This is a genomic window from Candidatus Pantoea carbekii (genome assembly GCF_000971765.1).
Taxonomy (GTDB): Bacteria; Pseudomonadota; Gammaproteobacteria; order Enterobacterales; family Enterobacteriaceae; genus Pantoea_A; species Pantoea_A carbekii.
In genome coordinates this window covers 632,713-647,500 of the sequence record NZ_CP010907.1, presented here as the reverse complement: position 1 = coordinate 647,500, position 14,788 = coordinate 632,713, and the positions used below count along the sequence as shown (strand labels likewise).

The following is a 14,788-nucleotide window of genomic DNA, read 5'->3' as shown; positions in this document are numbered from 1 at the left end:
GAAGGTGGACTGTGAAGTCTGCTGGAGGTATCAGAAGTGCGAATGCTGACATGAGTAACGATAAAGTGGGTGAAAAACCCACTCGCCGGAAGACTAAGGGTTCCTGTCCTACGTTAATCGGGGCAGGGTGAGTCGACCCCTAAGGTGAGGCTGAAAAGCGTAGTCGATGGGAAACAGGTTAATATTCCTGTACTTGATGTTATTGCGAAGGGGGGACGGAGAAGGCTAGATTATCTGGGCGACGGTTGTCCCAGTTCAAGCGTGTAGGCTGACTTTTTAGGCAAATCCGGAAAGTTAAAGCTGAGGCGTGATGACGAGTCACTAAGGTGATGAAGTAATTTATGCCATGCTTCCAAGAAAAGCCTCTAAGCTTCAGATAATATGAAATCGTACCCTAAACCGACACAGGTGGTCAGGTAGAGAATACCAAGGCGCTTGAGAGAACTCGGGTGAAGGAACTAGGCAAAATGGTGCCGTAACTTCGGGAAAAGGCACACTGGTATTAGGTCAAGGGATGTACTCCTAAGGTCGAGACCAGTCGAAGATACCAGCTGGCTGCAACTGTTTATTAAAAACACAGCACTGTGCAAACACGAAAGTGGACGTATACGGTGTGACGCCTGCCCGGTGCCGGAAGGTTAATTGATGGGGTAAACCGTAAGGGGAAGCTCTGGATTGAAGCCCCGGTAAACGGCGGCCGTAACTATAACGGTCCTAAGGTAGCGAAATTCCTTGTCGGGTAAGTTCCGACCTGCACGAATGGCGTAATGATGGCCAGACTGTCTCCACCCGAGACTCAGTGAAATTGAAATTGCTGTGAAGATGCAGTGTACCCGCGGCAAGACGGAAAGACCCCGTGAACCTTTACTATAGCTTGATACTGAATATTGAGTCTTAATGTGTAGGATAGGTGGGAGGCTTTGAAACATAGACGCCAGTTTATGTGGAGCCGACCTTGAAATACCACCCTTTAATGCTTGATGTTCTAATGTAGACCCGTAATCCGGGTTGCAGACAGTGTCTGGTGGGTAGTTTGACTGGGGCGGTCTCCTCCTAAAGAGTAACGGAGGAGCACAAAGGTTGGCTAATCCTGGTCGGACATCAGGAGGTTAGTGCAATGGCATAAGCCAGCTTAACTGCGAGAGCGACGGTTCGAGCAGATGCGAAAGCAGGTCATAGTGATCCGGTGGTTCTGAATGGAAGGGCCATCGCTCAACGGATAAAAGGTACTCCGGGGATAACAGGCTGATACCGCCCAAGAGTTCATATCGACGGCGGTGTTTGGCACCTCGATGTCGGCTCATCACATCCTGGGGCTGAGCAGGTCCCAAGGGTACGGCTGTTCGCCGTTTAAAGTGGTACGCGAGCTGGGTTTAGAACGTCGTGAGACAGTTCGGTCCCTATCTGCCGTGGGCGTTGGAGAATTGAGGGGGGTTGCTTCTAGTACGAGAGGACCGAAGTGAACGCACCGCTGGTGTTCGGGTTGTCATGCCAATGGCATTGCCCGGTAGCTATGTGCGGAAAAGATAAGTGCTGAAAGCATCTAAGCGCGAAACTTGCCCCAAGATGAGTTCTCCCTGAGGTTTTAAACCTTCTGAAGGGATGTTGAAGACGACGACGTTGATAGGCTGGGTGTGTAAGTACAGTGATGTATTGAGCTAACCAGTACTAATATCCCGTGAGACTTAACCTTACAACACCAGAGGTTTTTAGTGATAGCAGAGAAATTTTGCTTGTTCATATACATTGCAATGGTACTATGTTGACAATTTAGTATATTGCACTTATAATATAAAAGTTAAGTTAAATAAAAATTTGCTTGGTAGATTTAGCACGGTAGACCCACCTGATCCCATGCCGAACTCAGAAGTGAAATGCCGTAGCGCCAATGGTAGTGTGGGGCTTCCCCATGCGAGAGTAGGGAACTGCCAGGCATACAACAGAGTGTTATTTTGCCAGCAATGCAATATTTTAGGTTCTTAAACAGTTTTCTTTTTACTAATATATTAATTAGTATTTCATTATGTTAATGCCATGATATTGGATAAGCGTTTAGTTCCATTAATATCTATTAAGATATGGAATATTCTGAAAAACCGCTCCTACTATTGACTGATTTATACCAATTATTCTGTCTGCATATAATAACCGAGATCGTCTAAAGTCGGATTGATTGCTGAATTGTATGCTAGTTTATCACAGAATTCGTTATCTATAGAGCCGCTATGACCTTTTATCCATTTCCACTTAATTTTATGAACGCTCAGTGCTAAATCAAGACGCTGCCATAAATCAACATTTTTTACTATTTTTTTATGATTTGTTTTCCAGCCGTTTTTTTTCCAGTTTTCTATCCAATAAGATATACCAAGACGCACATATTGACTATCAGTATTTATAATTACATTGCATGGTTTAGTTAATGTTTCTAACGCTATAATGGCAGCCATTAATTCCATACGATTATTAGTAGTAAATCGGTAACCAGCATTTAATAGTTTTTGGTATTGACAATAACGCAAAATAGCACCATAACCTCCTGGACCAGGATTAATAATACAAGATCCATCAGTGAATATTTCTACTTGTTTATTCATGTTATAGGAAACTTTCTCCTCATTTTCAAAATACTTATAATATTATCGGATTTAACATGAGCATTATAAAGAATCGCCAGATTTTTTTAGATACTGAAACTACTGGTATGAACGCGACAGGGCCACATTATAAAGGACATCGTATTATAGAAATTGGTGCAGTCGAAGTGATCAATCGGCGTCTAACTAAAAAAAATTTTCATGTATATCTTAAACCTGACCGATCGATAGATCCAGAAGCTTTCAAAATACATGGTATTTCAAATGAATTTTTATCGGATAAGCCAACTTTTTCTGACATTTCTAACGAATTTTTAGAATATATACATGGTGCTGAATTAATAATTCATAATGCTTCATTTGATATTGGTTTTATAGATCATGAATTCGGCATGCTGAATTCTTCTATTGGAAGAGTCGAAACTTTTTGTCAGATAACTGATAGCTTAGCACTAGCACGTAAATTATTTCCTGGTAAACGCAACACTCTTGATGCACTGTGTAATCGTTATGAAATTGATAGGACCAAACGCACGTTTCATGGAGCATTACTCGATGCGGAAATTTTGTCTGAAGTATTCTTAACAATGACTGGTGGTCAAACATCACTATTATTTTTAGATCATGAACAGTGTGCTCATCAATCATCCAATGCACCATATAGTAAACATATTACACATTCAATGTCATCAGTAGATTTACGTGTTCTCAATGCTGATCACAAAGAACTGATTGAACATAATCGTCGACTTGATTTATTACAAAAAATAAGTGGTCTTTGTCTATGGCGTAAATAAATACTACGTTTCATATTAAAATTTTTTAAATAAAAAATAGCAATTGAGTAAATTAGTATAATTAAATATTGACGTGCGATTAAGTTATGATTAATATTTAACATTGAGACTATAGAGTCATATATCAACCTATGGAGCGGTAGTTCAGTTGGTTAGAATACCTGCCTGTCACGCAGGGGGTCGCGGGTTCGAATCCCGTCCGTTCCGTTAATTTCTTTAAATAAAAACACGTAACCGGTTAGTGTTAGTGTGTTAGCTAAAACGATTTATTTTATTAATTTGTATTAATAATGTTTTGTATAATTAATATTTAAGTTAAGTTAATAATATATTAATTTATCTTTTTGTCGTACTAAGTAAAAAATAGCAACCTGTATCTGGTGCTACACTGATCAACTAGTTAAAATTTCACATTTTATGCAATCATGATATATAATTAATTATTAAAAAGATACTCCATAATATAATTAATACGATGACTACTATAGAGTAAAACTATTTTTGTGCCAATAATTTTCTTTAGAGAAGGCATCAAAAAGATGCCTGATAAATATTTCTTTATTTCCAATTTAATAAAAATTTGTCACTAAAATAGCACATAATAGTCTCTAAAAAAACAATTTAGTATGCCTAATCTATAACGTGTTCCTTCTGATGACCCAAACAAATTCTCTGGATTTAGGAATACTCAAACTAAAGCAGCATTCATACCGTCTGAAACCAAAGCTAATTTTCTATACCGCACAATTAAAAGACTGTAATGCGGTATGAACAAAATTTGATACAATATTAGTAGTTATAGTGTCAGCCATGGTAGTCAAAAAACCAACCGTTACTGAAAACACTGTCATTTACCATGCTTACTATTTCTATATCATCTATAAGCATACGACCGAAAAGTAGTATTTTGACAAATGTAATTATTATTGTAACAAGAGAAAAATTCAGAAAATTAAAAAATTAAATGATAATCCTAACAGATTACTACGACGAATTGTCATCATACCTCCTTCCTTATTGTAAAAAATCGACAAAATTAAGTAATGGGCCAGAAAATATGAAACTACTAAGACTATCGCATTCATTATATGTCACATTTTCTGAACGATACTCATTGATTTATTAGAACAAATAATAGATATTTTATTAAAATCTATCTTAGCTAAAAAGTATTATCAAAACTAACTAAGTTAATATAACATCAGTGGCTACAGTGCATCCAGCACAAATCATTTCACAATCATAAAGAAATACTACTTAATTTCTATCAGTATATTAGTAATAAAGGTGTTAAATCATGAGTTTTATTCAAGTAATTAATCCTAATACTAACCTATCTATAACAAAAACTATCGATCAAGTAGTGCGTTCTACTATAACATCAGGCACTAAAATTCTCGTTGTATGTGCAAAGCAAGGTGTCCCTTCTATTGAAGGTCACTTCGATGAGGCTGTTGCGACTATAGGTGTACTTGAACAAATTAAAAATGGAGAAAAAAAAGGAATTGATGGACATATCATTGCTTGTTTCGGTGATCCTGGTTTACTAGCAGCACGTGAACTTGTAAGAGCACCCGTTATTGGTATTGCTGAAGCTGCTATGCATACAGCGACATTAATAGCGAAACGTTTTTCAATTATTGGCACTTTATCGCGTAACTTGAGTATTGCAAAATCTCTTTTACAACAATATGGTTTTAGTAATCATTGTACAGCAATGCATAGTATAGAATTACCAGTTCTTGCTTTAACAGAAGATAAGAGTGGATCAGCAAGAGAAAAAATACGTCAGTGTTGTATTAAAGTAAAAAATAAAGATAAAAGTGGTGCTATTATTTTAGGCTGTAGTGGTATGGCGTTATTGGCACAAGAGCTTACAAAAGAATTGGACTTACCTGTAATTGATGGTGTCAGTGCCGCTGTTAAAATATTAGAAGGATTATTAGGATTAGGTTTAACTACTAGTAAACATGTAGATTTTGATTTTCCTTTAAAAAAATCACTTACAGGCATATTTGAAAATTTGAATTAAATATTAACGTGTTGATTAAATATAATGCATGCTTTCTTCAAAAGCATAGAGTATCAATAAAATGAATAAAAATTATCCACGTGATCTTATTGGTTATGCTGGTCACCCTCCGCATGCACACTGGCCTAATAATGCACAAATCGCAGTGCAATTTGTACTTAATTATGAAGAAGGAGCAGAAAGTCATGTATTACATGGAGATACAGGATCCGAGCAATTTCTTTCTGATATAATAGGTGCTGTTAGTTATAATAATCGTCATATGTCAATAGAGTCTCTTTACGAATACGGTTCTCGGGCAGGATTCTGGCGTATTCAAAGAGAATTTAAAAAACGCAACTTACCATTAACTATATTCGCTGTAGCAATGGCCTTAGTTCGTAATCCTGAAATTGTTGAAGTTATTAAAAAGCATAATTACGACATAGTTAGCCATGGTTGGCGATGGATTAATTATCAAGATATCGATGAAAATATTGAACGTCAGCATATTAATAAAGCTGTAGAGGTTTTATTGCGTTTATTTAATAAAGCACCAAGCGGTTGGTATACTGGACGTGATAGTCCTAACACACGTCGTTTAGTGGTAGAACATGGTGGTTTTATTTATGATAGTGACTACTATGGAGATGATTTACCATTCTGGGTACAGGTAATGTGTCAAGATAGCACAATAAAAAAGCATCTTATCATTCCGTATACTTTAGAATGTAACGATATGCGATTCGTAATGCCGCAAGGTTTTAATACAGCAGAACAGTTTTATATTTATTTACGTGATACTTTTGATGTAATATATGAAGAAGGAGAAATAGTGCCGAAAATGATGTCAATTGGTATGCATTGTCGTTTACTAGGTCGTCCGGGAAGATTTAGAGCTTTACAGCATTTTCTTGATTATATACAGAAACACGATAAAGTTTGGATATGCACAAGACAACAAATCGCAGATCATTGGATAAAAACTTTTTCTATATAAATATCTAAAATTATAATTAGATCTATTATATTGTGTTATAAAAATATTAGGTAATTCAATTAATTTATTAGGCTAACTTGTGCAGCTACAATACGCCAACCGAATGGCATTTTAACCCATGTCTGCTGCTGACGTCCAGTATTTTCTATCTTTCTTTGTGTAAATTCTGTACAACATACCGCATAATTATAGCCAAAAGTATTAATAATAGTATTATATAATATACGATCTGATTGATTGCTTAAACGTACCCTACGGAATTGACGTATTTGCTCAATTCCGTACAAATTTTCATTTATACCGAATCGTACTGTACGACTGTCGTGCCAGAACAATTCATCTAACACTGCAATATCATTTTTTTCTAAAGCTTCTTGATAACGATTAAAAGCACTAGTAACTTCAGAAATAACTGTTGGAATATTGATTTCTTCAAATATCATTTTTATTATCCATTAAAGTAGTTTGTGGTAGTGTTACACCATTTTGCTGTAACATCCAAGCAGCTTGTAGTACTATTTCTTCTTTAAACGGTGCTGATATAAGTTGCACTCCTATTGGTAAACCATTAGTTGTTGGTAATGGTACCGTACATACTGGTAAGCCAAGGAAAGATATTGGTTGAGTTAGCATGCCCATACTTACTCTCGTAAGAAAATTTTCACCATTAATATCAATTGTTTGCTGACCAATTGGTGTGGCAGAACAGGGTGTAGCAGGAGCAATTAACAATTCAAATTTTTGAAACAAAGGTAGCACTTGTTTTTGAAAATAACGACGAAAACGTTGTGCTTGTATATACCAAGCTGAAGGAAGTATTGCCCCTGCTAACAGACGGTCACGAGAATTAGGTTCAAAACATTCTGGCGTTTCACGTAATGCGGGTAAATAGTGATTACCACTTTCTGCTGCAGTTATAATAAAAGCTGCAGAACGGGCTATATCAGCATCAGGTAATATTATTTTTTCGTCTATAGCATTTAGTGCTTTTGCAACCGTGTCAACTGCTATACGTGCTTGAGTTGTGCAATATGAAGAAAAAAAACCACCAAGTACTGCACTATGTATTCCTGTAATAGTTTTATTCAGTATGTTGCTTACTAATAAAATTTTCTGAGAAATTTGAAATTTATCATTATTATCAGTTCCTTGAATTACATCGTATACCTGAGTTAAATCCTCTACAGAGCGAGCAAATAAACCAATATGGTCTAGGCTAGGTACAAATGGATGTGTTCCAGTACGAGATAACCGTCCAAAAGTTGGTTTTAAACCAAAAATTCCACATAAAGATGCGGGCACACGAATAGAACCATTAGTATCACTACCGAGAGAAAAGTGTACTAAGCCCGCAGCAACTGCAGCAGCTGATCCACCGGATGATCCACCGGCAATGCGTGTCAAGTCACGTGGATTACGTGTTGTACCGTAATATGTATTCTCAGTAGTAAAACCGTAAGCATATGCGTCCATATTTAACATACCAGTAAGTAATGCACCTGATTCACGTAATCTATTCACTAACCAAGCATCGTTTTGGGCTGCTGGACGATGACTGAATAAATGCGCACCTGCTAAGGTGCTGTAACCGGCAATGTCAAAAAGATTTTTTACTCCATACGGGATACCTGATAACAATGGTAGTATATAACCCAATTTGCGTTTTCGATCAATTTCATTTGCTTCATGTAACATACGTTGATCAGTAATTTCGGTCCATGCATTGATGATTGGATTATATTGCGTAATAGCTTTTAATGTATACTGCGCGATTTCATATGCGCTAACCTCACCTTTTTGTAATAATTTTTGTAGGCTATGAATAGATAAAGCTGTTAAATTCATGGATGAAAGACCCCTGCTACTTCTAGTCGGTCATCAAGTTTATACATCATGAGTGGCTCTGCTATTATAGCAATACGTTTACACTGTATTAATAGATTAACTCTGGATATGTCATCTAAATTTAGTGAGAGTATTTGTTCCATTTGATTAATATAAAGTACCCAGTTTAATTCTAAACTCATTGATAATCTCCATTAAAAACCTGCAGCACTACCGTTACTACGTGGATCAAAAGCACCTTCTAACATGCCATTTTTATGCCTAATAATTGCACCAGCATGACCGACTATTTCACTAAAGTTTGAAATTAATTCAATCGGATGCCCTAATTTTTTTAATTTTTTAACTACTTTTTTAGAAATGCGAGATTCCAGTTTAATTGAATCAGACAACTCACCCCAGGTGCGCCCTAGTAACCAACGTGGAGCACTAATCGTTTCTTGCAATGGCAATCCTTGAAGTACATGATGAGTAAAAATTGCTGCTTGTGTTTGAGGTTGCCCGTCACCACCCATGGATCCATAGATCATAACATCACCATTTTTTAAGCGTGCAGCAGCAGGATTGAGAGTATGAAATGGTTTTTTACCTGGCTGCAGTTCTAACAGGTGACCAGATTGCAAATTGAATGTTGCTCCTCGATTTTGCCAAGTGATACCAGTTTCATTAAGTACGACGCCACTGCCAAATTCGTGATAAAGACTTTGAATAAAAGAAACAGCGAGACCGTTTTTATCTATAGTGCCCATCCACACTGTGTCACCTGTTTCGTATCTATTGCTATCTTTATAAAGCGAGATAGCATCATCGCTAATTTGTGATGCTAAGAAATTTAAATAATCTGCATTTAGTAATTCTTGAATATTGATTTTAATATCTTTAGGATCTGTAATGTATTTATTACGTAGCATAAATGCCTGTTTAGTTGCTTCTATAATACGGTGTATAGTTTGTGTTTCGTCACTGTGTATCATATTTAAACGATCAGTAATGCCAAGAATTATTAGAGCTATTAAACCTTGTGTTGGTGCCCCTATATTCCAAATATTTCCTTGACTATGTAACAGTCGCAAAGGATGACAACGGTGGGCACGATAACCTTGTAAATCTTTTAATGTAATAGGCATACCTACGACTTTCATTTCATGTGCTATATGACAAGCTATTTCTCCACGATAAAAGCTTTCTAAACCATATTGACTCATTATGCTAAAGATATTTGCTAGAGCTGGTTGCATAAAACGACTACCAACCTCAGGTACATTATCGTTTGGTAGAAAAGTAGAAGAAAAACCTGGCTGACATTTTAGTTCATGTTGTTTACTATATGTTGCTTTATTTTGTGATTCACTTACGGGGATGCCATGAGCAGCATATCGTATGGCATCTTCTAGTAAACGTGAAAGTGGGAACGGTATTGTAGTAATATTTATCTCTCGTGATAGTTTAAGTGCTTCTTGCCAACCGCTTATAGTACCAGCTATTGTAATAGCAGCTTTTGGTCCACGATACGGGATATTTACTACTGTAGTATCGTAGAAATCACGACTTGCTAGTGAACCGGCTACTCCACTAGCATCAATTGCTATTGGATCTCCATTAAGAGGTAGAATTAGCCAAAAACCATCCCCGCCTAAACCATTCATATGTGGATAAACTACTGCAATAGTTGAAGCAGCAGCAACCATTGCTTCAATTGCATTACCACCTTCTCGTAGAATTGCTAATGCACTTTCACTAGCAAGATGATGAGGAGTAACTGCCATACCCAAGGGTGCTATATTGCTATGTATCATTAATAATATTCTTTTATAATATAAAAATATATACTTGGTATGTAATACAAAGTAAGAGTTGTTTGAATTTTTAATATCATGTCTATGATAAATTTGATTAGTATTAAATTAAATGAAAAAAACTAAAATTGAAAAAATCAATTAAACAATCAAAATCTATTGTATAACATTATGTACTAATATGGTATTTCATAATAATAATGTATTATAGTTCTTGATTATAATATTCTAATTTAACATATTGAAAATTGGATTAAAGTATTGAAAATACCTATAGGATAAAATATTTATAAGCATATGCATTATATTTAATGTATTTTTATAACAAGCAGATATAATAAGCGACTATAAGAATTATTATAGTGATCTCATCTATTTTATATAAAATTACCTTTATAATTAATTTATAGAATTTCATATTCTATAAATTAATTATACTATTTCTTATATTCAGTTGACCAGTATATAACATGAGGTAATGTTTGATCAATTTATTGTTTAATATTATTTGCATATTTTTGTTAAAAAATAACAAAATTCATTTGTTATTACACTTAAAATAGTTAATGATATTAAAATTTTAGTAAATTTTATCAGTGAGTGCATGCTATCCAATTACCAATTTAGTGGCCTTAATATAAAGTAATAATATATAAGGTATCTTAAATTTATAAACAAAAAATTTAAGATAAATCAATAACATATTCATTTAGATATTAGAAATTATTTTTAATTGATATGGATTTTTCCATTTTAAAAATTATTTTTAATTAATATTTTTTATAAAATTTATCAAAATAAAAAACTATTTATCTATTTCAGCGAATTCATCAAATCAACTTTTTAATCAATCGTTCAAATATATTAATGATTAATAATTAATTAATTATAAAATGTAAAATATTAATAATTAGTTGTGATTTATTTCATAATTCATATATGCAAAAATAATATATACAAAATCATACTAAGAAATAGTGAATTTATATAAAAATGTTTACTAATACACTATAAAAATAAACAAGAAAATACAGACATTAAAATTTATCTTGATCTTTTAATTTTAAAATTATTAATTAAGGAATATGATGTGAATATAAGTCATTTTTCGCAAATTAACCCGCCAGCTCGTCTATTGATGGGACCAGGACCAATTAATGTCGATCCACGTGTACTTCGTGCTATGTCAAGTCAATTAATTGGCCAATATGATCCTGTCATGACAAATTATATGAATGAAGTCATGGAGTTATACCGTGGTATATTTTTAACAAAAAATCATTGGACATTGTTAATTAACGGTACTTCACGTGCAGGTATTGAAGCAATTCTCTTATCAACTATTCGTCCAAATGATAAAGTTTTAGTGCTTGTATTTGGACGTTTCGGTCATCTTTTATGTGAAATCGCTCGTCGATGTCGTGCTACAGTATATTCTATTGAGGCACCTTGGGGAAAAGTATTTATTCCAGATCAGGTAGAAGATGCTATTAAATGTATCAAACCTCGTTTATTACTAACAGTACAAGGTGATACTTCAACTACTATGTTACAACCGCTAATAGAAATAGGCATAATATGCAAAAAACACAATGTACTATTCTATACTGATGCTACAGCATCAGTAGGTGGAAATACTTTAAAAACTGACGAATGGGGATTAGATGCAGTATCTGCAGGAATGCAAAAGTGTCTTTCTGGTCCTTCTGGTACATCACCGATTACTTTAAGTTCACAAATAGAAGAAATTATTCGAAAACGTAAATGTGTTGAAGCAGGAATTCGAACAGCTTTACATCAAGATGGTGAGGACGAAGTAATTTATTCAAATTATTTCGATCTTGGAATGGTAATGGATTATTGGGGACCAGAGCGTCTTAATCATCATACAGAAGCTACCACTGCATTATTTGGTGCTCGTGAATGTGCACGCATTCTTCTACAAGAAGGAATAGATAATAGCATAGCACGTCATCATTTACATGGTACTGCACTGCTAAAAGGGATCCAAGGAATGGGTCTGAAAATCTTTGGTGATTTGCGACATAAAATGAATAACGTTCTTGGAGTAATAATTCCAAACGGTATTAACGGTGATCAGGTACGTCAATTAATGTTGGAAGATTTTGGAATTGAAATAGGTACTTCTTTTGGGCAATTACACGGTAAAATATGGCGTATTGGTACTATGGGGTACAATGCACGTAAAGATTGTGTCATGCAAACTCTTACAGCTCTTGAAGCAGTACTTAATCATAAAGGTTTTCAAATTGTACAAGGTGTTGCAATGCAGGCAGCTTGGGATTACTATAGGAGTCAAGTATGTATAAATGTATAATGAGTACTACTGAAGCATATTCCGCGGCTGTTCGTGTTATGAAGCGATGTGATATATTGGCTCAGATTAGTAGCGAAAAGGAAGAGGGTATAACACGTCTTTATTTATCTCCAGAACAACTACGTGCTAATATTTGTGTAGGTGAATGGATGAAAAGCGCAGGAATGACAGTTTGGCAAGATACTGTTGGTAACATTTGTGGTCGTTATGAATCACTTTTACCAGGCGCACCTGCTTTACTATTAGGATCTCATCTTGATACAGTACGCAATGCTGGGCGTTACGATGGTATATTAGGTGTACTAAGTGCTATTGAAATTGTACAGTGGTTATATGATCATCAAAAATATCTTCGTGTGGCTATTGAGGTGGTAGGTTTTGGAGACGAAGAAGGTACACGCTTTGGTATTACATTTCTTGGTAGTCACGGCATTACAGGCACATGGAAAGACGAGTGGATCAATTATACTGATGTAGATAACATTACCGTAAAACAAGCAATGCAGAATGCGGGATTAGATGCAAAAAAAATTAAAGAAGCGGAACGAAAAACTACAGATATAATTGCTTATCTTGAATTACATATTGAACAAGGACCGTGTTTAGAGCAAGAAGGTTTAGCATTGGGTGTAGTTACAGCAATCAATGGTGCACGTCGCCTTGATTGTCATTTTAACGGAGAAGCAGGTCATGCTGGTACTGTACCTATGATACATCGTAATGATGCATTAGTAGCAGCAGCAGAATGGGTAGTATTTATTGAACGTACCACCTCTAAAATGAATCAAAAACTAGTAGCAACTGTAGGTAAAATTAACTGTTTTCCAGGAGCTGCAAATGTCATTCCTGGTAAAGTAAATCTAACGCTTGACATCCGTGGACCACAAGACAATGCGATCGATTATTTACTTTCTATACTTTTAGCTAAAGCAGAAAACATTGCATTAAAGCGTAAGCTAAAATTTAGGCAAATTGAATACTACCGTATGCCTGTAACGCATTGTGATGTGCCTTTGCAGCAGATTTTGAATCAAGTAATAGAAAATATTCAAGGTTCTACCATACAAATACCAAGTGGTGCAGGTCACGATGCTATTGCTATAGCAGAACGTTGGCCTGTTGGTATGCTGTTTATACGTAATTATCGGGGCATTAGTCATCATCCTACAGAAATGGTTCAAACTGACGATGTGTCATTAGGTATAAAAGCATATTTACAAGCTGTATATAATTTAAGTACGAAGTTAGACTAAATTAATATCTCATTATTTTAGTAATATACATTGTATGTATAATACGTTGTATTATACATTTAACAAAATATAAATAGATTATTTATAATTGTATGAACTCTTCTATTTATTGTTGCCATTTTGGCGTTTTTTGAAAAAAAAGCTTTACAGCACAAAAAATTTATCAGTATATTTTTTATCTTAAGTGAATTGAATAAATTAGATAAGTATTGCAATCTAAATTTTTATTTACAAAAATTTATACTCAAATATAATAGTATTACTTAGCAATATCGTTTAAATCTGAGATATGCTATTGCCGCATTAGTATTTTAAAGCATCCTATTCTAAAATATTATAGAATTAATTTAACTATTTAATAAATAAACGAAAAATTTGTTTTATTAAAATACTTGAAATTCTTCATAGTTCTATTAAACTCGAAGAACTAAATTTTCTTTAAAGGAAATTATAATGTATCAGGATATTATTAGATCGCAATTTAATGAAGCAGCTGATACACTTAGTTTCTTTATAAAAGATCAAGGAAATCTTTTTAAGATTAACAATGCGGCATTATTACTATCTGATAGCTTTAAAGCAGGTAATAAGGTGTTTGCATGTGGTAACGGTGGTTCACATTGTGATGCTATGCATTTTGCTGAAGAATTAACTGGATGTTATCGTAATGATCGTATTGGTTATCCCGCTATTGCTATTTCTGATGTTAGTCATATTTCTTGCGTGAGTAATGATTTTGGTTATGAATATATTTTTGCACGTTATATTCAATCTCTAGCAAATGATGGTGATGTATTATTAGCCTTATCAACTTCAGGAAACTCAAATAACATAATTAAAGCGATTGAAGTAGCACGTTCGAAGAATATGAAAATTATTACTCTAACGGGTAATGATAGCGGGAAAATAGCTGGTACTGCAGATATTGAAATTTGTGTACCATATTTTGGTTATCCGGATCGCATCCAGGAAATTCACATTAAAATAATTCATATTCTTGTTCTCTTGATTGAAAAAGAAATGGCAAGATCATAATCTATGCTTAATCATTTTTAATAACATTTTATACATATTGTATTTTGAAAAAAATATTTAATTTTATTAAATTGATAGTTAACTTATTAATTTATTAATAAGTTAAATTTTTTATT

The 14,788-nt window shown here is 34.4% G+C and carries 11 protein-coding genes, 1 tRNA gene and 2 rRNA genes (1 of these 14 cut by a window edge); 9 read left to right on the top strand and 5 right to left on the bottom strand.

Features of this window, described 5'->3' with window-relative positions; genetic code table 11:
- Both BMSBPS_RS02300 and rrf read left to right on the top strand, forming a co-directional pair.
- Positions 1–1,693 (top strand): 23S ribosomal RNA (locus BMSBPS_RS02300); it begins 1,221 nt to the left of the window's first position.
- A gap of 125 nt (positions 1,694–1,818) precedes the next feature.
- Positions 1,819–1,934: ribosomal RNA gene (gene rrf / locus BMSBPS_RS02295) — 5S ribosomal RNA — on the top strand.
- Positions 1,935–2,126: 192 nt separating this feature from the next.
- Here rrf and rnhA read toward each other — a convergent pair.
- Positions 2,127–2,597 carry a ribonuclease HI gene (gene rnhA, locus BMSBPS_RS02290; protein WP_046201141.1) on the bottom strand — a complete coding sequence of 157 codons (471 nt, stop codon included), beginning with the start codon at positions 2,595–2,597 and terminating at the stop codon, positions 2,127–2,129.
- Between the two features lie 56 nt (positions 2,598–2,653).
- Here rnhA and dnaQ point away from each other — a divergent pair, with 56 nt between their 5' ends.
- From dnaQ to puuE, 4 genes are all read left to right on the top strand, one after another.
- Complete coding sequence (gene dnaQ, locus BMSBPS_RS02285) at positions 2,654–3,394, top strand: DNA polymerase III subunit epsilon (RefSeq protein ID WP_022564813.1); 741 nt, start codon at positions 2,654–2,656, stop codon at positions 3,392–3,394.
- Positions 3,395–3,527: 133 nt separating this feature from the next.
- Positions 3,528–3,601 (top strand) — tRNA-Asp (locus BMSBPS_RS02280).
- Positions 3,602–4,691: 1,090 nt separating this feature from the next.
- A complete protein-coding gene (locus tag BMSBPS_RS02275) occupies positions 4,692–5,426 on the top strand; it encodes an aspartate/glutamate racemase family protein (RefSeq protein ID WP_022564812.1) in 735 nt (244 codons plus the stop codon).
- A gap of 61 nt (positions 5,427–5,487) precedes the next feature.
- Positions 5,488–6,405 (top strand): allantoinase PuuE, encoded by a 918-nt coding sequence (puuE, locus tag BMSBPS_RS02270; protein WP_022564811.1) that lies wholly within the window; start codon positions 5,488–5,490, stop codon positions 6,403–6,405.
- A 59-nt stretch (positions 6,406–6,464) separates the two neighbouring features.
- On the opposite strand, the gene hpxZ is transcribed toward puuE, so the two are convergent.
- Genes hpxZ through BMSBPS_RS02250 form a run of 4 tightly spaced genes read right to left on the bottom strand, consistent with a single transcriptional unit; the run spans position 6,465 to position 10,046 of the window.
- Positions 6,465–6,848: an oxalurate catabolism protein HpxZ gene (gene hpxZ, locus BMSBPS_RS02265; protein WP_046201140.1), complete on the bottom strand. Its 384-nt coding sequence runs from the start codon at positions 6,846–6,848 to the stop codon at positions 6,465–6,467.
- Positions 6,838–8,250, bottom strand: a complete 1,413-nt coding sequence (locus tag BMSBPS_RS02260) for an AtzE family amidohydrolase (protein ID WP_022564809.1) — start codon at positions 8,248–8,250, stop codon at positions 6,838–6,840. Before BMSBPS_RS02260 ends, hpxZ begins: the two co-directional genes overlap by 11 nt.
- On the bottom strand, positions 8,247–8,432 hold the full coding sequence (gene hpxX / locus BMSBPS_RS02255) for an oxalurate catabolism protein HpxX (protein ID WP_022564808.1): 186 nt from the start codon (positions 8,430–8,432) through the stop codon (positions 8,247–8,249). The genes BMSBPS_RS02260 and hpxX overlap by 4 nt, the downstream gene beginning before the upstream one ends.
- A 12-nt stretch (positions 8,433–8,444) precedes the next feature.
- A complete protein-coding gene (locus BMSBPS_RS02250; protein ID WP_046201139.1) occupies positions 8,445–10,046 on the bottom strand; it encodes a gamma-glutamyltransferase family protein in 1,602 nt (533 codons plus the stop codon).
- Positions 10,047–11,136: 1,090 nt separating this feature from the next.
- On the opposite strand from BMSBPS_RS02250, the gene BMSBPS_RS02245 reads away from it, so the two are divergent.
- From BMSBPS_RS02245 to lpcA, 3 genes are all read left to right on the top strand, one after another.
- Entirely contained in the window at positions 11,137–12,384 is a 1,248-nt protein-coding gene (locus BMSBPS_RS02245) for a pyridoxal-phosphate-dependent aminotransferase family protein (RefSeq protein WP_022564806.1), read from the top strand.
- The gene (gene hpxK, locus BMSBPS_RS02240) at positions 12,369–13,637 is read left to right on the top strand and encodes an allantoate amidohydrolase (protein ID WP_046201138.1); all 1,269 of its coding nucleotides are present in this window, start codon (positions 12,369–12,371) and stop codon (positions 13,635–13,637) included. The genes BMSBPS_RS02245 and hpxK overlap by 16 nt, the downstream gene beginning before the upstream one ends.
- 453 nt (positions 13,638–14,090) lie before the next feature.
- Positions 14,091–14,672: a D-sedoheptulose 7-phosphate isomerase gene (gene lpcA / locus BMSBPS_RS02235; RefSeq protein ID WP_022564804.1), complete on the top strand. Its 582-nt coding sequence runs from the start codon at positions 14,091–14,093 to the stop codon at positions 14,670–14,672.
- Positions 14,673–14,788: the final 116 nt, after the last annotated feature.